Raw genomic sequence first — 22,831 nt, forward strand, 5'->3', positions numbered from 1 at the left:
TCCAACACCAAACTATTGAAAGGGCGTTCTATGACATACGATGAGTTCAATGCATTCTGTGAGTCGCAAGCAGCCACCAGCTATGTGATGCAATGGAATAGCTCTCACGTTTGGAAAGTGGGAGGGAAAGTGTTTGCGATTGGAGGTTGGGGGCCGAACGACGAGCCTGCATTTATCTTCAAAGCGTCCGACCAGAATTTCGACTTTCTAAAAGAAGAGCCCGGTTATAAACCTGCACCCTACTTTGCTTCACGCGGAATGAAGTGGATTCAGCTGTTTGAGAGCACACCAGAAAGGGATGAGGAATTGAGATACTACCTCACTGAATCACACCGAATTGTCTCTTTAGGTCTAACCAAAAAGAAACAAGCAGAACTCGGGCTCAATCAGTAGCTAGAATTTCTGCTTGTTAATAGGCCACCTAATACTAGATAACCTTTCAAAACTTTGGCGGCTATTAAAAGCTTAAGTCGCTCTTAAAAAACTTAGGCCGTTCTAAGAAACTTGGGCAACAGAGGTTCGATTTTTTGCGTTGGCACCAGTGGCACCAATAAATAGATTAAACCCGAAAAAGCAATAGACGCCGCTAAGTCTTCGGGGCGATGCATGCCAAGCCAAACACGACTATAGGCAACGCCACCAGCCCAAATCAGCAAGCCGCCCACTAAGTAAAAACGCTTCGCTTCAAGAAACAAACCACCAAAAAACGCCAGACACACGCCAACGAAAATCATGTGCCCAGATGGGAAAGAATAATCCGTCTCACCCAACCAATGACGCGTTCGCCAATCACTGACCTTATCTTGCACAGATTCAATCGCTACGTTCTTTTCTACCAATGGCAACTCATAAAAGAGCTCTGGCATTTCAACTACTTCTTGCGTAACCAAATACTCAGAATAAGGACGCGGGCTCTCTGTTGAATGCTTTAAGAAGGTCTTCGCAGCAAAGCTAAGCACCAACAAAATGCCTAGCTGCAAACAAAGGCTGACCAGCTTAGCTTTGGAATACTTCATCGTGAGCACTACTAAAGACAAAACAGCGAGCGTTACCAAGAATCCTTGGTTGCCTGCTGAGTAAGTCACGAAAGTCATGAAGGCGCCATAGAAAGGCAAAACCGCACTTCCAAGGTCGAAATCAGATCCAAAGATCAAAAAGGGTACGAGAGAATACAAACTTAAAACGAGCAGTAATAAGCCTTTGGATTTGTTAGAGAGCAGAGAAGTCATGGCTAAGATCTTTTGGATAAAGTGGTCGGATGCTATCGCAGCTTAGCATCGCCAATATCAATTTTATGTCAAAACGGTCAGTCAGCCGTCGTGGTGTAACAATATTCGATTAATGCGGTGCTTGAGTATTGATTCGATGAACCCTCACCCCATCACCAATAATCTTTACCTCACTCATACGCATACCGACAGTAAAACCGACCAAAGACCAGCTGTACCTTACTAAACAATGCGGTGCTGTATTCTGCCGATAAAGTGAACACTCACCGGGTTATCAGGCCAGAATCTGAAAAACTTTGCTGTCAGTCCTTTAAATCCACTATTGAAAGCATTACCATCTGGTCTGCTTTCAAGCAAAACAGATTATTAATTTTTATTCTCAGGGCGGGGCGAAATTCCCCACCGGCGGTATGTCCTTAGCAAAATCTAAAGATAAGCCCGCGAGCGCTCGATTCGTCGAGGTCAGCAGATCTGGTGAGATGCCAGAGCCGACGGTCATAGTCCGGATGAGAGAGAATGAAAACACACTCGTTTAAGTTGGAAAGGCGTACCTATTTATTGGGTTCATGCCTCCAACTTAGGCGGGTGCATTTCGTTTTGGATAAAACCATAATGAGCTAAGGCCAACTTGTAATGAGTCGGCTTTGTTGTGCTCGGTTGAGATCCCTCATACAGCCCTGATTCTGGTGATATTTTAGGAGTTTAACCATGAATCAGTCTTCACTACTTGCCGAATTTGGCGAACCAATCACTCGCGTTGAAAACGCACTGCAAGCCCTACGCGAAGGTCGTGGCGTACTTTTACTCGATGATGAAGATCGCGAGAACGAAGGCGACATCATCTACTCAGTAGAACACCTAACTAATGCTCAAATGGCACTTATGATCCGCGAATGCAGCGGTATTGTGTGTCTGTGTCTCACAGACGAGCAAGCGAACCAACTTGAACTTCCACCTATGGTTGTTGATAACAACAGCGCAAACCAAACTGCGTTTACCGTAACCATCGAAGCAAAAGTGGGCGTTACAACAGGTGTTTCTGCCGCTGACCGTGTAACAACGATCAAGACAGCTGCAAATCCAACAGCTAAGCCGACTGACCTTGCTCGCCCTGGTCACGTATTCCCACTGCGCGCTCGTAAAGGTGGCGTACTTGCTCGCCGCGGTCACACAGAAGGCACTGTGGATCTGATGCAAATGGCAGGTCTTCAATCAGCAGGTGTACTGTGTGAAGTAACCAACCCAGACGGTACGATGGCAAAAGCACCAGAGATCGTTGCTTTCGGTAAACTGCACAACATGCCAGTACTGACCATTGAAGATATGGTGATGTACCGCAACGAGTTCGATCTTAAGCTTGCATAAGGCTTAGTGCTTAATGACTCGCTTTGTAAGTCATTGAGCGCCGGATAAATATTGAAAGGCCTCATTCTTTAATGCTGTTTCTAGTGAGCGGCATTAAAGAGTGAGGCCTTTTTAATTTCCTTATGGCAAGAAAAGTCAGCTCTGAAGTCAAAGATACATTCCACTTCTGATGGATAACCTCTCAAAAAAACCTGCAAAATATGAGAAACACTCACTCAAACAGTGAAGCTATGCACCAATGTTGATCATTCACAATCACCAACAAAACATAAGGCACTGAAACATAACATTTATTTATTCTGGCACAGTGCCTGCACTACCACTAAATAGGTATTCAGATATTAGGAGTAGAATATGTTTGTGGTTATTTCAATGGGTTTATCCCTATTAGTCCTTGCCGCCCTGTTTCATTTCTCAAGGAAGAGACAAACAGCGCTATCACACAGGTTCGAAACGTTAGTTTTACTTAGAGAGTTATTGTCGTTATCACGCAAACATCGTGCGGCAACGCATTATGCCCTGGCGTATAAGTTGTCTAGCGACTCGATTCGCAAAGTAAACGAGATTTACGACAACATTCTTGAGGTATCTGAGCTGCTTCAATCGCACGTCTCATTTGATAGCCGACCTATGTATCGCATCTACCATCTCAAGCTCATCGCCATGCATAGTGATTGGCAAAACCGCAGCTTAGTTCGCAACCAATCGATTCATGGAAAAACCATTCGTCACTGCATGTTCTTGATGGATGAGGTGATGATCGTATGGTTAATTCAATCTGAGCGTGAAGACATGAGCCGTGAGTACCACATGAACTGGCAACAGATCTTGGATTGCATGGAAATCCTGACCAAGTTACGAATGTCTATCCCTGGAATAGAGAAGGCGGATATGGAGAAGCCTGAGGAGTATTTAAGATTCAAATACTACGCGTCTCAGACACACAGAAAACTCAACCAATTATCGATTATCTGCCCGATTAGCAGTGGGTCACCGGTTTGTACACGAGCGATGCATGCACTTACAGAGATTGCATCAAGTAACGAAGCGACCCAACCGGCAGATAGCATGTACGAATTAACCAGTGATATCTCTAGCGTCGTGTCGCAAGTCTACGACCAAGTATTATCCGACATTACGAGAAGCTTGTATCAGCCTTTACCAAACATCAACGAAAAGGTGATAAACACTCGATTATCCGTACATCATTATATGTAAAGACTTCGTGAGAGGAGAGCGTGCTGGAACTCTGAATTATTGAGTTCAAATCCGATATCACCATCGATATCGGATTTTTGTATTTATGGACTTTTAAATTTCTATCGCTACGTCTCGTGACCTATAAAGTTTCAAACATCCCCAGACTTGATATCGCTAGCCCAAGCTTGTGCCGCAAAATCAATAAACTGACGAACAACCGGAAGCTGATAGCTGCGAGATAGATACACCGCCCAAAGCACGCTGCTAGGCGAAACAAAGTCATCCAATATTCGTATCAGTTTGCCATTCGCAATCAGTGGGTTGGCTAAGTCACAAGGTAAACGAACTACCCCTTTCCCATGCTGTGCGGCGCGAGTTAATACCCCAACATCGTTAGCCTTAATGGTGCCAGACACCTCAACCGAATAGTGCTGATTATCCTTAACGAAATCCCACTTCGAGACATTCAAATGACGAAAGCAATTATGTTGTCGAAGCGCTTCGACCGTTTCAGGCTCACCATGTTTGTCCAAGTAGGCTTGTGAAGCACACACCACTGAATCAATTACCATTAGCTTTCGTGCAATCAAACTATCGTCAGGTTGATCAGTATAGCGAAGTGCAATATCGATCCTTTCATCCACCAGCTGGGTAAAACGGTCTGAAGCAAACAGCTCGACCGTGATATTAGGGTGGCGCTCCATAAATTGTTCGACCACATCCAACAGCATGTGCTGAGTTAAACCAATGGGAGCTGCAATTCGAATGGTTCCAGAAAGATCATCGGTTTGATTAAGTGAAGTAACTTCTAGCTCAGCAGTTTCATGGAGGATTTTCTCGCAGCGCTGCAGAGCGATTTCCCCTGCCGCCGTTAAGCTCACCTTTCGAGTCGTCCTATGCAATAGCCTCTGCTTCAACCACCCTTCTATCTCTTGAACATGACGTGACACCTGCAATCTGCTCATATCCAAATGCTCAGCCGCTTGAGTGAAGCTGGCACAATTTGCGACTTCGACAAAGCTACGCATTGCCGTCAACCTATCCATCACACTCTCCTTTAACTGTTTAGCTGCTAACCTTATTAGATCACTATATAGATACAATCTACATCATTTTGCGATATTTATCGCAACCTAGTGAGCTATTAGACTGCAATGGCTGTCGAGAAAACGACTCAATAAATTAGATAATTGGAGAGACATTATGAAAATTGCAGTATTAGGCGCATCAGGTTGGATTGGTAGTCACATCGCTCAAGAAGCTCAATCTCGTGGTCACGACGTGGTTGCTGTCGTAAGAGATGAAAGCCGTGTAGAAGCCAATGATGTTGAAGTTCGTTCATTTGATTTACAAGATGAAGCAGCAAGCTTAGCGGCCGCGCTAACAGGCGTTGATGCGGTCATCGCTTCCATTGGCGGACGTGCTCTAGGTAATCACGACATCGTAAAAAACACTGCGACTAAATTGCTAGCCACATTACCAAGTATCGGTATCGAGCGCTTGTTGTGGGTTGGCGGTGCAGGCTCATTAGAAGTAGCACCAAATGTATCGTTAGTTAGCGTTCCTGACTTCCCTGCGGATTACAAAAACGAAGCGCTAGCACAAGGCGAAGCGCTTGAAGTGTTCAAGCAATCTAATAGCGAAGTTAATTGGACGTTCGTTAGCCCGGCAGCAGAAATCTTCCCGGGCGAGAAACTATCAACCTACCGAACAGGTGGCGATCAACTGCTTACCGACGAAGATGGCAACAGCAAAATTTCGGTGAGCGATTACGCTATCGCGATGATTGATGAACTCGAAGCCGGTAAGTTCCCCCGCCAACGTATCGGTGTCGCTTACTAATGCTTTGATGTGTCATAAGTAAGCTCGATAGAATTAGAAAATTAAAAGCCGCTGACTTTTGGTAAACGGCTTTCTGTTTTGTTCATCGAGATAATCATCATATCAGTGGCAAGTGACCCGTTTTCACAAGGATAACGGTCTCTTCTTCCACAAACGGGAAATGCTCACTCATGTGAGGGCTGCGCATCCATGTGTGTTTCGGGTACACGCCATGTTCATCTTTGAAAGTGCCCGACAACACAAAGATCTCTTCACCACCAAAGTGACGATGTGGCTGAAAACGCTCGCCAACTGGCCACTTAACTAAAGCAACGTGTTCGTGCTCAAACTCATGCAGTGGCATCACTTGTAAGCCACCAATGCCCGGGAGCCATTCCGTTTCTAGCGTATTGATTCGAACTTGAGTTAAGTCTCTTGCATCAAACTGGTTTAGCTTAACTAAGATCGTGCAACCATCTCGACTAGATGGAGAGTGCGCACTGCCAGGTGGGTTTCGAATATAGGTACCTGCAGGAAAATCGCCGGTTTCATCTGAGAACACACCGTCTAATACGAAGATCTCTTCTCCTTGGGGGTGTGGGTGTTCGGAGAATGAAGATTGAGGATCGTATTTCACCACGCTAGTCGTGTGACCCGATTCTCTCTCTTCTCTTTCTAGGGGCTTACGCCATACCCCTTTGGCAGGGCTTGCCACCCAATCTAGTTTATCGGTTTCGATAACCAGTCTCTTTGAAAAGTCCATGTTGAACATAATGACGACCTTACTCTAACTATTGTTTTAATTATTATTGTCTTGCTAATGTCTATTCTACGCGAATACTCATCAAGGAGGCCATCTCGCTGTCATTTTGCCTGCGCGACAGCCACCTAACAAAAATCCTGATTAATTGCGGCCAGCGATCACGCCACCATCAACATCCCAGATTGCGCCCGTTACCCAATCGGCACTGTCTGATAGTAAGAAAGAGATGCTGTTTGCGATGTCTTTCGGCAAACCTACTCGACCAATTGGATGGAAAGCATTGAAGCCTTCTAGCGCTTGATCTACTTCTTCCGGCTTAATGAAAGATTCGTAAATTGGCGTTTTAACTACGGCTGGAGACACCGCATTCACACGAATGTTGTGATCCGCAAGCTCCATCGCCATATGCTGTGTTAAAGCGTGTAGTCCAGCTTTAGCCATTGAGTACGCAGAAGATGGTGTCGCTTTGATTGCTTGCTTACCCCACATAGAACCAACGTTAACCACACTGCCGCCGCCGTTCTTAATCATCAACTTGCTTATCGCTTGAGTGATGAAGAAGGTTGCTTTATTAAGCTGCATGTATTGCTCGTAATCAGATTCTTGGTGCTCAATAAACGCTTTAGGGTTGAAGTAGCCAGCCGCATTAACAAGGTAACCAATACCCTCTTCAAGCGACTCTAGATGCGCAATAAGGTTCGACACACTAGCATCATCATAAAGGTTAGCTTGCCAACCAGAAGCGTGGCCTAGTGATTGAAGTTCTGACACCGCTTTATCTAACTTAGCTGGGTTATTGCCGACAACCAACACATGGATGTTTTGAGCGACTAACTGCTTCGCTGTTTCAAAGCCCATGCCGCTTGTGCCACCGATTACGACTGCAATACCATTTTTAGTGAAGTTCATTTTGTTATCTCCTAAGTCATGTGAACGTGGTAATCTTAGGCTTTGAACTAACACTATGAATAGTAAGTACAAATCGGTTAGGTAGGTACTTATTGGTACATCTTTATGAAAAATCAGGAAAACTTTTTTTCAAGAAAATCAGCACCGGAGCGTTCCGCTCGTATGGTCGAAACCATCTACGGCTGTAAATGGTCGCTAACGGTTTACCAATTATTGGCAAATGGCATTAATCGCCCCGGTGAGATGGTGCGCTCGGTCGAAGGGTTATCGACCAAGGTACTGAATGAGTGTTTGAAGCGAAATGTTGAGTTCGGGATTTTAAACAAGCAAATGTTCAACGAACTGCCACCTAGAGTTGAGTATCAAGTAACGCCTTTTGGTGAGAAGTTTTTACTGATTCTGGATCAACTGGAAAGCCTGCAAAACGAAATCGACGAGATGTAAGCACAAACCAGCCTAACTATTGTCAAAAGACGGAAGACATACTTAGCTGACTGGCATTTGTTCAAAGCGACCTTTTACGAAATCAATGAAGGTTCGAATTCGGCTTGGTTGATAGCGGTCTCGATGGTAGATCGCTGAAAAGTCCACTTTAGGCACCACCCAGTCATCAAACACCTGCACTAATTGCCCATCATTCAGTTCTTGTAAGCAATAGATAGTAGGTACACGAATAATCCCGTTACCCGACTTCGCGCCTTGTACTAGCACTCGACCATTTTTGCATTGCAATCTGCCAGTCACATGCACATCGAGCGTTTTCTTGGTGTCATCCAACGCTTGAAAACTCCATTTACGCACCGAACCGGTTAAGCAGTCATGATGGATCAACTCTTTAGGGTGATTGGGCTTTCCTTTACGAGCAAAATACTCAGGGCTCGCGAGTGTTCCCATCTCTATGTCCAATAGCTTCCTTGCAATAAAGCCCGCGTCTTCAAGGCTTCCCATGCGAAAAGCGATATCGAAAGCGTCTTCAATCAAGTCGACTCGGTTACTACTGAAATCCAGGCTTATGCTGATATCAGGATAGAGCTGCATAAACTCATTGACCAGATCAGCAATGATCACCTCCCCCAAATAACCACCGACACAGTTGACTTTGATGTCACCGCGTACTTCTTCGACATCATCGACGGCAGCAATCAGTGCTTGGTCTATATTATCTAAAGCTTGTTCACATCTCGCGTACAGATCTTGCCCTGCGTGAGTCAGCCTCAAGGTTCGTGTGGTGCGGATAAACAATGTCACGCCCATCTGTTTTTCTAAGCTACTTACTTGGCGTGAAACGTGGGAGCGCGACACATCAAGCTCCTCCGCCGCTTTAGTGAAGTTACCTAAACGAGCGATAAGCACGAAAGAACGAATATCAGATAGGTTAATTTGATTGAGCATGGCCGCCAGCTTACTTGTGAAATTTAAAGATAATGACGTAATAAAGTGAACTCACTTATTGTTGCACTACAGCAACAGTGTTTCAAGTAAAGCGCTATATATCAACAATGCTATTTTCCTTAATATACCTCCATCGCAACGAAGCAAGGCAACAAGCACTTGATTCGAATGCACTTAAACAATACGTCGTAGCCAACCGACGCAATTAAAGTACAGAGGAAATAAAATGAAAAAACTAATCGTAATTACAGGTGCAAGCTCTGGTATTGGTGAAGCAATCGCTCGTCGTCTTAGCGATGAAGGTCACCCTCTGCTACTTCTAGCTCGTCGTATTGATCGCCTTGAAGCTCTTAACCTACCAAACTCACTATCTGTGAAAGTAGACGTAACAGACAAAGCATCTTTTGATGCAGCTATCGCACAAGGTGAAGAGAAATTCGGCCCTGTAGATGCGCTTATCAATAACGCTGGTGCAATGCTTCTTGGTCAAATCGATACTCAAGACGCTCAAGAGTGGAAGACAATGTTCGATGTAAACGTAATCGGTCTTCTAAACGGCATGCAATCTGTACTTGCACCGATGATGGAACGCAACACAGGTACTATCATCAACATCAGCTCAATTGCGGGTAAGAAAACATTCCCAAGCCATGCTGCTTACTGTGGTACTAAGTTCGCGGTACACGCTATCTCTGAAAACGTTCGTGAAGAAGTTGCGGCTTCAAATGTTCGTGTTACCACTATCGCACCGGGTGCTGTAGAGACTGAACTTCTGTCTCACACAACATCTCAAGAGATCAAAGACGGTTACGATTCTTGGAAAGAAGACATGGGCGGTGTATTGGCAGCTGACGATATTGCTCGCGCTGTATCATTCGCTTACCAACAACCACAGAACGTATGTATCCGTGAGATCGCTCTAGCTCCAACTAAGCAACAGCCATAGAAGCTAATCTATCACGCATATATTCGTGAATATTAAATAGAAAGCGCCACTACTGATTCAGTAGTGGCGCTTTTGTTTTGATTCAATCTAATTGCTTGCAATAAGCGAGATTAGAACTCAACGCGGTAAACTGATGTGCTACCACTCACTTCGTTGCCAACCGCAATAAAGTGGTTACCAGAGCGAGTGAAATACTTGATTGACTCTGGGCCTAGGTCACCCGCTTTTGAGTTGTAAGTATCGTTGTCGCAATCACCGTCTTCATCAACTTTGGTACACACTGGTTGTGTAAAGTCTCGGTTGTTCAAGTAACTGATGAAACTCGCGTTTTTAGGCTGTGTTACGTCGTAAACCATGATGCCACCTTGGCGCTCAAGACCAATAAAGGCATACTGCTTACCGTTAATCTCAGCCACTTCGATAGCCTCAGGTTCAACCCCTTTGTCATCGCTGCGAGCGTCACCACTTTGGTTGTTATCATTGGTGCTGTTGAAGTTTGCAGGATCTTGATCAAGAACGATTCGAGCGAAATCATCGCCGCTATCAAACACTAACTCGCCAGATTCATCCCAAATAGAGAAAGAACGGCTACCGAATGCTTGAACTTTTTGGTCAGCAGCAAGTGTTCCTTGTGGCTTAATCACCTTAAGACGAGCCAGTTGTTTGTTGTCTTTCAATGCACCAGCCAATGGGTGGTTAGCATCAACATCTAGCTTCTTGCCACGTACTTCATCAACATAAGCGATACAAAAGTCTTTTTCTGTGGTGTAGTTTTCGGTGCCTTTATAGTCATCACCATCCCACTCAAAGCCTTTATCATCACACACTTTTTGCGTTGTCTTGATGCCATACTCGCGGCCATCACCTTCGTTCGCAGTTACGATGTAGGTATTGCCATCGACACTGTAGCTAGTAATGCTATCAGGCATGTAAAGCCCTTCTAACATTGCGTAGCTTTGTAGGTTGCCGATGTTTTTGTCTTTGTTCGATGCATCCAACTGAGCGGTATCCCAAGGTTTACCGCCTAATCCGAGAATCGCATCGACTTGTGCAGTTGCCACGTCAATTGCTGCCAATGCATTGTTCTCTTGCAAGGCCACATAGAGTTTGCCGTTATCTGCAAACGTTAGGTATTCAGGCTCTAAGTCTTGAGCAACGGTCGCATTCGGAGCTGAGATTCGAACCTTGCCGGTCAGTTCTTTATGACGAGGCTGACCTTGATTGAATGCCTTGAAATCAATCTGCGTGACTTTCGCTTGCATCGGCCCATTCGCTAAATCTACCAATGTCACAGAGCCTTCAGGGTCAATGCTGTAATCCGAATTCGGCTCACCTTCATTTGCCGAAGCGATGTAACGGCCGTCTTTAGAAAAGCTCACCATGTCTGGCAGTGCACCGGCTTCGTATGTAGTGATCAGCTCTAATGTGTCTGAACGATAAAGCGCAATAATGCCATTTTGTTGTTTGTCGGCGTTTTCAATCGCGACAGCGACTAATCCTTGATGTGTCGAAACGCTATTTGCAGCGCCGATATTAATACCAGAAGCTAAAGCGGCAGATTGAAGAACAATAGAGCCTTCCGAGTTTGGCGAGCTATCGACATTCATCGATAGCACATCAACTTTCTTTGCTTGAGCGTTTACGACATACAATTTATCGGTACATGAATCGTAGCTGACAATTTCTGCTGCGGAAGTTGCAAAGGGAGCTTCGGCAATGGAACGGCCAACCAGAGTAAGCTCGGTAACTTCAGCATCACTTGCGATTGGCTGTTGGCTGGATTGGCATTGGAGGCTCAAAGCATCAAGTGAGGTTTGAGATAGCGTACTAGCGGTAGATGATGTTGACTGAGAACACCCGGCCAGAGCAGAACTCACTGCGATAGGTAGTAATAAAGTCAGCTTATTAAATTTACGATTCATATATCCTCCATAATTTGAATCGCGATCATAGAGGCCGCTTATGACAGTTATCTTTCCCTTTTGTTAACAATAGGTGACGACAATCGGTTCCACTTACCTATAACAACAGCAAGTTGGAGTGAGCGTTTCATTAACAAGCAAGCAAAAAAAGCACCCAAGCTGGCTGGTGCTTGAGCGCCTTTAGTAAACTGAATAGGTGGGTTAGAAGTTGTAACCACCACCGATCATGAATACCCATGGGTCGATATCAACGTCTGTTGAGAACTGTTGACCATTAAACTTATATTTTGCTGTCGTTCCAATGTCTGCATACCAAACTGATGCGTTTAGGAACCAGTCTTCATTGATCATGTAGTCCATACCAATGTTTGCCGCTAAGCCCCAAGAATCATCAAGAGATAAATCACTTAAGCCTAGATCTTTCGCTCCTTGGTTTAGTGACTCATCGAAGAAAACAGTGTAGTTGATACCTGCGCCTACGTAAGGGCGGAAGTCACTATTTGCTTGACCAAAATAGTACTGAACCATGAACGTTGGTGGTAGGTGTTTTGTATCAGCAATTTCACCTAGGCCAGTAGCAGAAATGTTGTGAGAAAATGGGCTTGCCGCTAGTACTTCAAGGCTGATGTTGTCAGTAAACATGTAACCGAAAGTCAAACCAAGCTGAGTGTTTGAGTCTACAGAAAACTCTGTATTCGGATCATTTAACACAGCACCGCTACTATCATTTGGAGATACCGTTGCTGCGCCTGCACGGATGATGAAATCACCTTCTTTATGAGCAAGAACATTTGTTGACATAAGAGCCGCAATAACCGCAATACCACATACTGTTTTTTCATTATTATTTCCTTTTGAGGGCTTATTCTTTATTGGTGAATGAGTAATCATTTCTTATTTTGCGTGCAAGGTAACATACAATAACCCTACTTTATTGATGGAAATCAATTTGTGAAAGGTTATGATTATTTGTGTAAATTTATATCGACCCGATCACTTTATTCTTTCATTTTATTGACAGTTTTGTAATGCAACTTTTCCGTGCATCATTTTGTTAACTCTGCCTTTTCACTTTGCTCGGATCTCTTTGGATCAAAATAGAGCAATCCAACATCCCGTACGCATCAATTTGGTGCAGTCTCGCAGAGTTCATTGTCACCTCGGTTAATATTCAATGAGTTACATTTGGCGTGGTGCTTGCAAGTCTATGTTCATAATCATAAATACATTGAGGTTCTGACTATGCAAGACACTCTAACAATCGTTCTAGCCGGCGGTGTTGGCTCTCGGCTTTCTCCCCTCACTGATAACCGTGCAAAACCTGCGGTTCCCTTTGGTGGCAAATATCGAATCATCGATTTCACGCTCGCGAACTGCCTGCACTCGGGGCTTCGCCAAATTCTGGTGTTAACTCAGTACAAGTCTCACTCTTTGCAAAAACACTTACGTGACGGTTGGTCGGTGCTTAACCCCGAGCTCGGCGAATACATCACCAATGTTCCCCCACAAATGCGCACAGGTGACAGTTGGTATAGCGGCACTGCTGACGCGATTTATCAAAACTTATATCTATTGTCACGCAGTGAAGCGAAGCATGTCGTGGTGTTATCGGGCGATCATATCTATCGCATGGATTACGCCCCAATGCTAAAGCAGCACAAGAAGAATGAATCCGACCTAACTGTTGCGTGTATGGAGGTGTCGATTGATGAAGCCAAAGAGTTTGGTGTGATGGAAATTAACGAATCGCATCAGATTAATAACTTTACCGAAAAACCACGTTACCCTGCATGTGTACCTGGTAGGCCAACACGAAGCATGGCTTCAATGGGGATTTACATCTTTGATAAAGAAGTACTGACACAGGCATTATTGACAGACGCAGAAGATCCAGATTCAAGCCATGATTTTGGTAAAGACATCATTCCTAAGCTAGTCGAGAACAACAGTGTTTACGCATACAAGTTTGGCGACGAAGAGGGGCGCGTAACCCAAGACGCCTATTGGAGAGACGTGGGTACCATCGACTCTTATTACCAATCGAACATGGATTTGCTAAAGCCAACTTCGCCAATCGATTTGTATCAGCCAGATTGGGCAATTCGTACCTATGAACCGCAACTACCACCAGCACGCACCATTGCTTCGGTAGAGGGAAATCAAGGGATATTCATTAACTCGATGATTGCTAATGGTGTAGTGATAGAAGGGGGCTCGGCGCAAAACTCTATCTTCTTCCCTAAAGTAAAAGTGAGCAACGCGGCGATCGTGATTGATAGTATCTTATTTGAAGATGTTGAGATTGGACGAAACTGCCACATTCAAAACTGCATCATAGATAAGAACGTGAAAGTGCCAGACGGAACCCAGATTGGTCTTGATAGACTAGCTGACGCAAAACGCTTCCACATATCAAAACAAGGCGTGATTGTGGTGCCCTCTTCTTATCAGTTTGAAGAATGATACTCCACCTAGCGTAGCTTCTCCCTGAACGAAAAAGGCAGCGAATTCGCTGCCTTTGTATTTAGTTGGATGGTTTCAAGCAAAGCTTATCCGATTAAAAGCCCAAGCCTTAGAATGGACCTAACTCAATCATTTGAGCAATCACGACTGAAATCAGAGCGCCGACCGACCAGAACAAGAATAGCGGTAAGAAGAAACGAACCCACTTTGTATAAGGCACTTTTGCGATAGCCAGTACCGCCAGTAAACCACCATTGGTTGGATAAATGTAATTCGAGATACCATCACCCAGTTGAGATGCCAACGCTGCAACTTGACGAGTGACTTCACCAATATCCGCTAACGGAATAATGATTGGCATGGTGATAACCGCTTGACCACTGCCCGACGGGATAAACAGGTTAATTGCCGCTTGCGAGAAGTAGATACCCGCCGCAGCAACAAGCTTAGAACTTCCAGAAATGATTTGCGCAAGATAGTAGATGATCGAATCGACAATCTTGGCATCTTCCATAATGGTCAACACTGAGCGCGCAAAGAAGATGATCAACACTGCAACCAATACATCGCTGACACCTTTGGTCCAATATTCACAAATCTTGTTCGGAGATAAACCTGCAACCAAACCCGGAATGATCGCCATAGCAACGAATGCACCAGCGATCTCGGTGAAACCGAAGCCCATCGTCAGCGTACCAAAAATCATGTAGGCAAATACGCCCAAGAACGCTATGCCCGCTAGCTTCTCACGTGTTGTCAGTGTTTTCGCTTCAACATTAGATTCGTAGTGGTAACCCGTGCCGTGTAACAAGCCTTTGGTTGGGTCTTGCTTTACTTTGCGTGCGTAACTCAACACATACCAAGCACCCGTCAACAGCATGAACATACCAACAATAAAGCGGTACCACATACCCGAATACATTGGCAATTCAGCGATAGTGTGTGCGATACCCGTGAAGAATGGGTTTGCTAATGCAGCGGCGAAGCCCGCACAACTAGCCAGTAAAACAACGCCAAGTGCTGTGATTGCATCGTATCCAAGCTTGATACAGATAGGGATCATCAACGAGATGAAAATAACATCCAGTTCACGCATACCGGTGAAGGTCACGTTAAAGAAGATAGCCGTCATGATCACTGGCGCGATCACATACAAGCCTTGTTTTTTTAGCTTAGTGGTAAGCGCGACGACCGAAGCGTCTAGCAGCCCCATGTGTTTGATGATACCGAAAGCACCACCAACAAACACCACAACACCCATCACGCCAGAAGCGGATTTGAAGCCTTTAAAAAATGATTCGAAAAAAGAGGCTAATGTTGTTGGGTTGCTAGCCAATAGTGTATAGCTGTCTGGGTCGATCACCGTGCGGCCATTCATAACCACTCGCTCAAACTCACCTGCAGGGATAAAGTAGGTTGCGATTGCTGCAACGATTACCATGATGACCAAAGAAAGAAATGGATGGTTTACTTCTTTCTCTGTCGAAGCTGTATTACCAGCTGGAGATGTAGGTACGGATGTAGATACCGTAGACGTCATATAGACTCCTTACTTGTCAGCAACCAAGCAATACTTGGCGCTGGGGGGATTTTCGGAAAAACGAAACCCTTCACGCAGAACTAAGTTCGCGCTAACTAGGCAGTTTCTAAAAGGCCTTTGATAGATGGTGCTCTCAAATGTACATAGTGAAGTAGTGAGAACTACTCTCTTTGCGTCCGAGCAAAATGCAGATGTTCAGCCAAATCAGGCAAAACTGAATGAGGTCATTACAAGCAGATAAACAGGAAACTCTGTTTTGGTAATGCGTTTTTTATCAATTACAAAGACAAGCGGCGCATACTAGCACAACGAGCGGTAAAATGTCAGAAAAGTGTGAGTTATGTCATATTTTGATGGACAACAAAAAAGCGCCCTGCAAAACAGAGCGCTTTGTAAAATATACAGAAAGACAGAACCAGCAGCTTACTTAGGCGCTAGCTCGTAGTTCTCTTGCATCTCATGAGGGGCAATCCCATACTCATAATCCGCTAAGTAACCGTCCTTATAAACCTTCATTCCTTTCTCATCCCAGCTCACTTTAATTACCGCGGTTTTGCCATCTTCACTCCCCATTAGCTCTAGCATTTCAGCATCAATCTTAATGGCTTTGATGGTTTTAATTCGCTTAAACGGCTTGAATTCAGTGGTCGACGTTGGTAGTGAACCATAGCTACTGATCCACGTCTCTTTTGGAACCAACCATTGGTTGAAAACATCATCAACAATCGCTTTAGGCATGCTTGCAATAACCACATCGCCCGTCATTACGTTGTTAGTTTCTAAGCTATAACCGCCCTTTCCGTCAGAAACGTAGGTAGGAAAGTCAGTACCGATTTCAGATTCAGCAGGCAAACGACCTAGAGTCACAGACTTCTTAACGTACAGTTCTGCGGTATCGAATTGCTGCATGATTTCCGGAATTTTCTGAAACTCAACAGGTGCAGCAAAAGCATTAAAGGCAAAAGAAAGTGAAGCCGCGAACGCAGCAAATTTAACAGGCATTTTCATGGTAACGAATCCAAGTTTAACGAATGCGTTAGAGTATCCCGTACTAACAGATACCTCAATTAACCACTGCAGCCTATATTAGTAATTGTGATATTGAGTGACGAAATCATAAATTAGTCGTTTTTTAAACTCTCCAAACTCCCCCCAACTTTACCGTACTGTCAGCCTTATGTCAGTGGCGTAAAATGGTAAGCCTGAGCTTAGAAGCCAAATAAAATGAGACTTTGATCATCATTTTGAGGCTTTCATGAAGGCTATTTACATCATTACTGCTGCGTTATTGCTGAGCAGTTCTTTAGCACATGCAAACGTGCACAAATGGAAAAATACCGAATTTCAGACCTACTCCGACAAGACTCAGGTGAGGTTTTTACTGGTAAATCGTTACACCAAACAAGCAGATTATTACCTGCGGATTGATGACAAAGAATTCCCAAACAAAATCCAACTCGATGCGAATCAAGAGATCGAGCTCGATATCAACGTAAAAACACCGGCAGCTCAAACAACCAAGAAGAAGATCTGCACGCGCATGGTGACGGATTCTCCAAACAGCTACGAAGTGTGCACCAATCTTAAATTCAAGCGCTATTAACCCAATTCAAACGGTACTAACGATGCAAAAAATCATAACAACGCTGCGCAGGGCTTTATTGACTGTCGTAGCACTGGCTATCGCTTCATTGACCAGTCTTTCTCTAACAAGCCCTGCATTGGCAAACCCGATACCGAGTGTATCTAACCCATCGGGAACTGACCGAATTCGTACGTCTGAGGGGGCTTCTTGCGAACAAGCGATTTCTACGGGCAAAACCGTTCAGTTCGGAACCTATGGCTCAACGGGTAATGAAGATAGCGACAGCTATTACAACAATTATTACTACCAGAATCAGGATGAGGCCGGCATATACGCGGCTGTCACACTGCAATTTGGTGGTGAGGATAGAGTTGACTGTCGTCGACTCTATGAGTTCGAGCTCCGTGAGCGAGAACGTTTAGAAGAGCTGGCTCAAGCGGAACATGAGCTAAAGCTATTACAAATCGAAGCAGAGAAATATCGCCTGCTGAAGATGAAACAAAGCAATACCACTTTTTCGGAGTAAAAAATGCTTAATAAAAAACCATTACTTGGCCTTGCTGCCATGTCGATTTTGGCGACCAATATCAGCGTGGCGTCCGCAAATGATGATGAAGTGAGCCATCAACCCGTTACTGGAGAAGTCATATTTTCAGGCAGTGTTGATTCTCAATGCGGTGTTTATGCGACACAAGATAGAGCCGACCTAGCTTTTGGGGAAGACTACAACGAATCCCACGCAACTGTGAAACTCATAAGCAACACAGATGAAAAAGTTAAGCTTTCTGCCACAGACATTGATATCTCATCATTTGGAGAGCAAATAGATAATAAGGATATCCATATACAATCTGCCGGTACCATTGATGAAGACAAGAGCTTAGACCATTGGGAGAGAGGTGTTGATATCAAGCGTAGCGAAATAGAAAACGAAGACAATTTGAATTTATATGCTCGAGTGGATGTTGATGAAGGTGACCTACAGTCCGGCATCGACTATCAAGTCAAAACCACATGGACAGTCGAGTGTAACTAACCATCATCTCTCCCACAGAAAGCCCTCTACTCGAGAGGGCTTACTGACTCAGAGGCTTTATGAAAACCTTACTATTATTCTTATCGATCTTATTTATCGCGCCCTACGCTGTGAGCACTGGCTTCGATAGACAAGAGGTTGAGCAGTTCAATCAAATATGTGTCGATGGCTCTGAGAATCATGAGCGTCGAATTTTTGATGCACTTTCAAATTCAGAATACATCGACTGGTCGAGTATCGAACTCATCGACACTGAAAGTCGTGTTAACTACACCGATACCACCACAGCAGTGAAACAGGCCGATCGTGTCACCTGTGATCTGATTGTTGAGTACAAATATCACCATACCGATATCGTACTGAGCTCAAGTTATCAGGTATCCCTCAAAGACAAGCAAACCATCAGCAATGTAGCCATTACAGAACAAGCGGTCACGGATTTTATAGTCCGCGTTATGGTGAACTAACATGCTACGCTTTATTGTCGCGTTTATTTTACTGAGCCTCTCTAGCTGCACATTTGCATCTAATAATCACTCTACATTGAGCTTTAAGAAACACGTGAGAGAGCGCTGTGGGCTAGAAGTGATTAATTACCAAGGTGAGATGAGTTTTGGCCAAGACTACGATGGCCGAGCGATCACACTAAAGCTGGAATCCAATCGAAAAGATTCACGATTGTTGCTCAAGTTGCAGCACATTGACTTAGGGTCAATCGATGAATCTCGCATTTCAGAACTTGTAAGGTTCAAAGTTGAAACGCCCGTTAGGTACGAAGGAGATATTAATTACTGGCGCCAAGGCGTGGAATTTCCTAGTGAGCAACTCGCGTCCAATAGTGAAATTTCAATTAAGGCGCGCATTACCATCCCGGAGTCACAACTCACGGCCGGTGAGTTTCACTTCAATATGGAATGGGCTGTTGAGTGTCTATAAATTAAAGTCTAGCGGTAACTTATTTATCAAAAACGAAAGAAGTTAACCAAGTGACAAGTTCGGAATTATAAAACGGAGAAAGAGAGATTCACTAGAATTTAACTCTAGACTAGAGCAAATCATCAGGGATGGAGTTTTTTTGGACATCTATCGAAAACACGAAACATAATATGCGATCAGTTATTCGGACTTTCAAGGGAGGAACAAGAGATTATTTGATAACACTGAAGTGAATCACACATGTGTACTTTCTCTATTGGTGAATCTATCCGATGTTTGCTACGTTTAAATGACACAGTCATTGGAAAGGTATGATTTATGAAAATAAACGTTCAAACACATCACGTATCAATTAACGACGACTCACGTAAAGACATCGAAGGTAAATTCGAGAAGATATCTAACCATTTCCCATCACTGATTAGCTGCGACATCATCATTACTAAAGAGCACGGTCAACATCAGGTTGAAGTATTCACTAACTACGAAGGTGTACGAGTAAACGCAAAAGCTACAGATGACGTTATGTATCCAGCTATCGCTTCAGCACTTAAGAAACTTGAAGCAGGCCTAAGTAACCGTAAGGGACAACTGAAAGCCGATCTACACGAGAAACCAACAAGCACGAAGCCAGAAATTGCTTCGGACATCATCCAAGAGATGAAACTGGTATAATTCCTCAAATAGTTGAAGCGAACTAACTAATAGAAGCTTATTAAGAATTTCAAAGCCAGTACATGTTGCTGGCTTTTTCGATCTAAAAGCCGCCCTTCCTTCTTTAACCGCCTCTCGAACTCAGCTCAAACCCACATCATTTTTAACTCCTTTAAGTTCCTAGCAGCTATAACAATCACCTGTTGTATTTGATACAGTTATAGGCAGAAATTTAGACCACAACGGAATGTTTATTATGAAGAAAGTCGCGTTGATCCTATTCCTAGCCACTCAGTTAATGGCTTGTACCGAAGTTGGCAGTGAAGCTTGGTGTGCGGATATGAAAGATAAGCCTAAAGGCGACTGGACGGCTAATGAAGCCGGTGATTTTGCTAAACACTGTATATTCTAAGTACTCCATTGCTAATTTAGACAGCATAAAAAAACGACCGCTAGGTAGACCGAAGTACCTAGGGTCGTTTGAGCTTCAAAGTGCTAGATAAGCTCTCAACTTTCACACAAAACACATGTCACAAAAAAACATAGTGCTCGCAACACTCTCATTAGATCAGTTTGTTACGGATGTGGATCACCACAGCTTCTGCAACGATAACCACAGCAAAAATACTCACCAATACCATCGAAACTTTTTGCCACTCAAAAAGGTTCTGTGCATCGTTTAGCACCACACCAATACCACCAGCACCCACCAAACCCAATACCGCAGATTCACGAACGTTGATGTCCCAACGGAACAATACAATTGAGTAAAATGCTGGCATCACTTGTGGCCAATAACCTTTAAGCAAGATGCTCATCCATGAAGCACCGGTTGCGCGCAGTGCTTCAATAGGCCCCATGTTCACTTCGGCAATGGCTTCCGCTAACAGCTTCCCTACAAAGCCGATACTACGGATAGCAATCGCCATGATGCCTGCGAGAACACCGGGGCCAAACAGTGCGATAAACAGCAGTGCCCAAACCAATGAATTCACTGAACGAGAAGACACCAGAAAGAATTGAGCAACCCAGTTCAACGCTTTATTCGGGGTAATATTTGGCGCATTCAATAACGCCAAAGGAATCGCAAACACCAAGGTAAATAAGGTACCTAATGTAGCGATGTGCAGCGTCTCAATCATCGCCGCATGGATCGACTCTGGATAGAATCCGTAATCCATTGGCACCATGCGTTCAAACATGTCCGCAAACTGAGCTGGTGCGTCATATAGGAACTCAGGGATCACTTCCACCGTCTGCCAAGACCACACGATGGCGCATACAAGGCTAAGGTAAACGGCAAATCGAGCCACACGTTCGTTGGGTGTAAAACGCTGCCACTCTCTATCAATAGATGCAGTTGTCATTAGAAGATTCTCCTAACAATGTTGGAAAGGAATTCGCCGACAAGAATCAGTGCGATGATCGTTATCAAAATAGCAGCGACAAAGTCGTAGTCGAAGCGTTGGAATGCAGAGAATAACGTTCCACCAAGGCCGCCCGCACCAACGATGCCCACCATGGTTGAGTTACGTAAATTCGAGTCCAACTGGTAGCTAGCGAAGCCAATAAAACGAGTAAACACCTGCGGCATTACCGCATACAGAATCACACTGATGAAGCTAGCACCGGTCGCTTTAATTGCTTCAACCGGTTTAAAAGAGATCTCTTCAATCGCTTCTGCAAACAACTTGGCAATGAAGCCGATTGATGCGAATACCAAGGTCAAGATCCCAGCCAGAGCACCAAAGCCTACCGCTTTCACGAATAGGATTGCGATGATCACCGGATGAAAAGAACGGCACAATGCGATAAAGCCACGAATCGGGGTTGATACAATAGAAGGCATCATATTTCTAGCGGCAAGTAGGCCTAAAAACAGTGAGATGACGATGCCAAAAAAGCTCGAAATAATCGCAATCTGTAAGCTTTCTGCTAAGCCACTCAATAGCAGGCTCGTCCGGGAGAAATCAGGCGGGAACATTCTTGAAAGTAACCGCTCACTTTCACCGAAACCTATAATTAGACGATCAAACGTCAGTCCTAGCGTTGAGAAGCTGTAAAACAGATAAGCCACGATCCCGGCGATGATCGCTCGATTGGCCCATGACACCTTAAATGGGTTTTCGTGCTTCGCTGGCGACTGGTTTGACGGTACGCTTGGCGATGAACTTGGGTTTAATCCAGCCATGACTCACCCCCATAGATAATTTTTAGATCTTCCTCAGAAATACCTTCAGGGCTACCGTCATAATGTACCTTACCATTACACATGCCAATGATACGTTTAGCATAACGCTTGGCTAGGTTCACATCGTGGATATTCACCAATACAGGAATGTTTTTCTGTTCTGCGAATGTCTCCATCAACTCCATGATTTCCACAGCAGTTTTTGGATCTAAAGAAGACGTTGGTTCATCTGCCAATAAAATATAAGGGTCTTGCATAACTGCGCGCGCAATGCCAACACGCTGTCTTTGACCGCCCGACAAGCTGTCTGCACGTTGGTTTGCAAAGTCTTGCAGTCCAACAAATTCCAGTAACTCAAAAGCCTTCGCTAAGTCCTCAGCGGAGTAGTTACGGCGCCACGCATTCCAAGCGGTCATATACCCTAAACGGCCACTTAACACGTTCTCGATAACCGTTAAACGCTCTACCAAGTTGTACTCTTGAAATACCATGCCAATATGACGGCGCTGTTTACGAAGTGCTTGGCCTTTTAGTTGAGTCAGGTCTGCGCCATCAAAAATAATCTCCCCTTGGCTTGGGTCGTTAAGGCGATTAATACAGCGTAGAAGTGTGCTTTTACCGGTACCCGATGGGCCAATAATCGCGATAATACCCGGCTCATCGATATCTATATTAATGCCTTTAAGGATTGGCTTGCCTGCCACATACTCGTGGAAAAGGTTGTTTATCTTTATTCCGTCATAGCTTGCTACGGCCATACTGCATTTCCTTGTGCGAATTTTAGAATGATCTATGCCCTACCCGCGAGGGCATAGATATTTAATTGAAGTAAGTGTTCTGGGAGACCTAGGCTTAATATGAAGCCTAAGTCTTCTTTGG

The 22,831-nt window shown here is 44.4% G+C and carries 26 protein-coding genes and 1 riboswitch; of the genes, 14 read left to right on the forward strand and 12 right to left on the reverse strand.

Translation table 11 applies throughout. The features are described 5' to 3' along the window. Positions 1 to 30 precede the first annotated feature (30 nt). A complete protein-coding gene (locus OCV56_RS20330; protein ID WP_086714278.1) occupies positions 31 to 393 on the forward strand; it encodes an MmcQ/YjbR family DNA-binding protein in 363 nt (120 codons plus the stop codon). Between the two features lie 92 nt (positions 394 to 485). Here the strand turns inward: OCV56_RS20330 and OCV56_RS20335 are convergent, their stop codons facing one another. After that, positions 486 to 1,229 carry a phosphatase PAP2 family protein gene (locus OCV56_RS20335; RefSeq protein ID WP_086714279.1) on the reverse strand — a complete coding sequence of 248 codons (744 nt, stop codon included), beginning with the start codon at positions 1,227 to 1,229 and terminating at the stop codon, positions 486 to 488. A gap of 371 nt (positions 1,230 to 1,600) precedes the next feature. Further along, positions 1,601 to 1,751, forward strand: a riboswitch (FMN riboswitch). A 186-nt stretch (positions 1,752 to 1,937) separates the two neighbouring features. Here OCV56_RS20335 and ribB point away from each other — a divergent pair. Continuing rightward, a complete protein-coding gene (gene ribB / locus OCV56_RS20340) occupies positions 1,938 to 2,594 on the forward strand; it encodes a 3,4-dihydroxy-2-butanone-4-phosphate synthase (RefSeq protein WP_008216559.1) in 657 nt (218 codons plus the stop codon). A 354-nt stretch (positions 2,595 to 2,948) separates the two neighbouring features. Beyond that, positions 2,949 to 3,812 carry a hypothetical protein gene (locus OCV56_RS20345; RefSeq protein ID WP_086714280.1) on the forward strand — a complete coding sequence of 288 codons (864 nt, stop codon included), beginning with the start codon at positions 2,949 to 2,951 and terminating at the stop codon, positions 3,810 to 3,812. A 131-nt stretch (positions 3,813 to 3,943) separates the two neighbouring features. Here the strand turns inward: OCV56_RS20345 and OCV56_RS20350 are convergent, their stop codons facing one another. Then, positions 3,944 to 4,840, reverse strand: coding sequence for a LysR family transcriptional regulator (locus OCV56_RS20350; protein WP_086714281.1), 897 nt, complete (start codon positions 4,838 to 4,840; stop codon positions 3,944 to 3,946). Positions 4,841 to 4,997: 157 nt separating this feature from the next. Between OCV56_RS20350 and OCV56_RS20355 the strand changes: the two genes are divergently transcribed. After that, entirely contained in the window at positions 4,998 to 5,636 is a 639-nt protein-coding gene (locus OCV56_RS20355) for an NAD(P)-dependent oxidoreductase (RefSeq protein WP_086714282.1), read from the forward strand. Positions 5,637 to 5,733: 97 nt separating this feature from the next. Here OCV56_RS20355 and OCV56_RS20360 read toward each other — a convergent pair whose 3' ends face one another. Together OCV56_RS20360 and OCV56_RS20365 are read right to left on the reverse strand one after the other, a co-directional pair. Continuing rightward, entirely contained in the window at positions 5,734 to 6,387 is a 654-nt protein-coding gene (locus tag OCV56_RS20360; protein WP_086714283.1) for a cupin domain-containing protein, read from the reverse strand. 132 nt (positions 6,388 to 6,519) lie between these two features. Continuing rightward, positions 6,520 to 7,287, reverse strand: a complete 768-nt coding sequence (locus tag OCV56_RS20365) for an SDR family NAD(P)-dependent oxidoreductase (protein WP_086714284.1) — start codon at positions 7,285 to 7,287, stop codon at positions 6,520 to 6,522. A gap of 105 nt (positions 7,288 to 7,392) precedes the next feature. Between OCV56_RS20365 and OCV56_RS20370 the strand changes: the two genes are divergently transcribed. Continuing rightward, a complete protein-coding gene (locus OCV56_RS20370) occupies positions 7,393 to 7,731 on the forward strand; it encodes a winged helix-turn-helix transcriptional regulator (RefSeq protein ID WP_086714285.1) in 339 nt (112 codons plus the stop codon). A 42-nt stretch (positions 7,732 to 7,773) separates the two neighbouring features. On the opposite strand, the gene OCV56_RS20375 is transcribed toward OCV56_RS20370, so the two are convergent. Beyond that, complete coding sequence (locus OCV56_RS20375) at positions 7,774 to 8,679, reverse strand: LysR family transcriptional regulator (protein WP_086714286.1); 906 nt, start codon at positions 8,677 to 8,679, stop codon at positions 7,774 to 7,776. A 226-nt stretch (positions 8,680 to 8,905) separates the two neighbouring features. On the opposite strand from OCV56_RS20375, the gene OCV56_RS20380 reads away from it, so the two are divergent. Continuing rightward, complete coding sequence (locus tag OCV56_RS20380; protein ID WP_008216572.1) at positions 8,906 to 9,625, forward strand: SDR family oxidoreductase; 720 nt, start codon at positions 8,906 to 8,908, stop codon at positions 9,623 to 9,625. Positions 9,626 to 9,735: 110 nt separating this feature from the next. Here the strand turns inward: OCV56_RS20380 and OCV56_RS20385 are convergent, their stop codons facing one another. Together OCV56_RS20385 and ompW are read right to left on the reverse strand one after the other, a co-directional pair. Beyond that, positions 9,736 to 11,547: a choice-of-anchor I family protein gene (locus OCV56_RS20385; protein ID WP_086714287.1), complete on the reverse strand. Its 1,812-nt coding sequence runs from the start codon at positions 11,545 to 11,547 to the stop codon at positions 9,736 to 9,738. Between the two features lie 201 nt (positions 11,548 to 11,748). Beyond that, entirely contained in the window at positions 11,749 to 12,438 is a 690-nt protein-coding gene (gene ompW, locus OCV56_RS20390; RefSeq protein WP_086714288.1) for an outer membrane protein OmpW, read from the reverse strand. 351 nt (positions 12,439 to 12,789) lie between these two features. Between ompW and glgC the strand changes: the two genes are divergently transcribed. Beyond that, positions 12,790 to 14,010: a glucose-1-phosphate adenylyltransferase gene (gene glgC / locus OCV56_RS20395; RefSeq protein ID WP_086714289.1), complete on the forward strand. Its 1,221-nt coding sequence runs from the start codon at positions 12,790 to 12,792 to the stop codon at positions 14,008 to 14,010. A gap of 109 nt (positions 14,011 to 14,119) precedes the next feature. Here the strand turns inward: glgC and OCV56_RS20400 are convergent, their stop codons facing one another. Continuing rightward, the gene (locus OCV56_RS20400) at positions 14,120 to 15,550 is read right to left on the reverse strand and encodes a YfcC family protein (RefSeq protein ID WP_086714290.1); all 1,431 of its coding nucleotides are present in this window, start codon (positions 15,548 to 15,550) and stop codon (positions 14,120 to 14,122) included. 423 nt (positions 15,551 to 15,973) lie between these two features. After that, positions 15,974 to 16,558 carry a hypothetical protein gene (locus OCV56_RS20405; protein WP_086714291.1) on the reverse strand — a complete coding sequence of 195 codons (585 nt, stop codon included), beginning with the start codon at positions 16,556 to 16,558 and terminating at the stop codon, positions 15,974 to 15,976. Positions 16,559 to 16,805: 247 nt separating this feature from the next. Here OCV56_RS20405 and OCV56_RS20410 point away from each other — a divergent pair, with 247 nt between their 5' ends. The 7 genes from OCV56_RS20410 (at position 16,806) to OCV56_RS20440 (ending at position 20,173) form a co-directional block, all read left to right on the forward strand. After that, positions 16,806 to 17,153 carry a hypothetical protein gene (locus tag OCV56_RS20410; RefSeq protein WP_086714292.1) on the forward strand — a complete coding sequence of 116 codons (348 nt, stop codon included), beginning with the start codon at positions 16,806 to 16,808 and terminating at the stop codon, positions 17,151 to 17,153. A gap of 22 nt (positions 17,154 to 17,175) precedes the next feature. Beyond that, the gene (locus OCV56_RS20415) at positions 17,176 to 17,661 is read left to right on the forward strand and encodes a hypothetical protein (protein WP_086714293.1); all 486 of its coding nucleotides are present in this window, start codon (positions 17,176 to 17,178) and stop codon (positions 17,659 to 17,661) included. A gap of 3 nt (positions 17,662 to 17,664) precedes the next feature. Then, positions 17,665 to 18,171, forward strand: a complete 507-nt coding sequence (locus tag OCV56_RS20420) for a hypothetical protein (protein WP_086714294.1) — start codon at positions 17,665 to 17,667, stop codon at positions 18,169 to 18,171. Between the two features lie 59 nt (positions 18,172 to 18,230). Then, a complete protein-coding gene (locus OCV56_RS20425) occupies positions 18,231 to 18,638 on the forward strand; it encodes a hypothetical protein (RefSeq protein WP_086714295.1) in 408 nt (135 codons plus the stop codon). Between the two features lies 1 nt (position 18,639). Then, a complete protein-coding gene (locus tag OCV56_RS20430) occupies positions 18,640 to 19,107 on the forward strand; it encodes a hypothetical protein (protein ID WP_228761168.1) in 468 nt (155 codons plus the stop codon). A gap of 318 nt (positions 19,108 to 19,425) precedes the next feature. Beyond that, positions 19,426 to 19,782, forward strand: coding sequence for a ribosome hibernation-promoting factor, HPF/YfiA family (hpf, locus tag OCV56_RS20435; RefSeq protein WP_086714296.1), 357 nt, complete (start codon positions 19,426 to 19,428; stop codon positions 19,780 to 19,782). A gap of 235 nt (positions 19,783 to 20,017) precedes the next feature. Next, on the forward strand, positions 20,018 to 20,173 hold the full coding sequence (locus OCV56_RS20440) for a DUF3012 domain-containing protein (protein WP_086714297.1): 156 nt from the start codon (positions 20,018 to 20,020) through the stop codon (positions 20,171 to 20,173). A gap of 151 nt (positions 20,174 to 20,324) precedes the next feature. Here OCV56_RS20440 and phnE (OCV56_RS20445) read toward each other — a convergent pair whose 3' ends face one another. The 3 genes from phnE (OCV56_RS20445) to phnC are packed head-to-tail and all read right to left on the reverse strand — an operon-like array spanning position 20,325 to position 22,710. Next, positions 20,325 to 21,128: a phosphonate ABC transporter, permease protein PhnE gene (phnE, locus tag OCV56_RS20445; protein ID WP_086714298.1), complete on the reverse strand. Its 804-nt coding sequence runs from the start codon at positions 21,126 to 21,128 to the stop codon at positions 20,325 to 20,327. Continuing rightward, a complete protein-coding gene (gene phnE, locus OCV56_RS20450) occupies positions 21,128 to 21,952 on the reverse strand; it encodes a phosphonate ABC transporter, permease protein PhnE (RefSeq protein WP_086714299.1) in 825 nt (274 codons plus the stop codon). Before phnE (OCV56_RS20450) ends, phnE (OCV56_RS20445) begins: the two co-directional genes overlap by 1 nt. Beyond that, positions 21,940 to 22,710: a phosphonate ABC transporter ATP-binding protein gene (gene phnC, locus OCV56_RS20455; RefSeq protein WP_086714300.1), complete on the reverse strand. Its 771-nt coding sequence runs from the start codon at positions 22,708 to 22,710 to the stop codon at positions 21,940 to 21,942. The genes phnE (OCV56_RS20450) and phnC overlap by 13 nt, the downstream gene beginning before the upstream one ends. Between the last annotated feature and the right edge of the window lie 121 nt (positions 22,711 to 22,831).

The sequence above is a fragment of the Vibrio gigantis genome (assembly GCF_024347515.1).
Taxonomy (GTDB): Bacteria; Pseudomonadota; Gammaproteobacteria; order Enterobacterales; family Vibrionaceae; genus Vibrio; species Vibrio gigantis.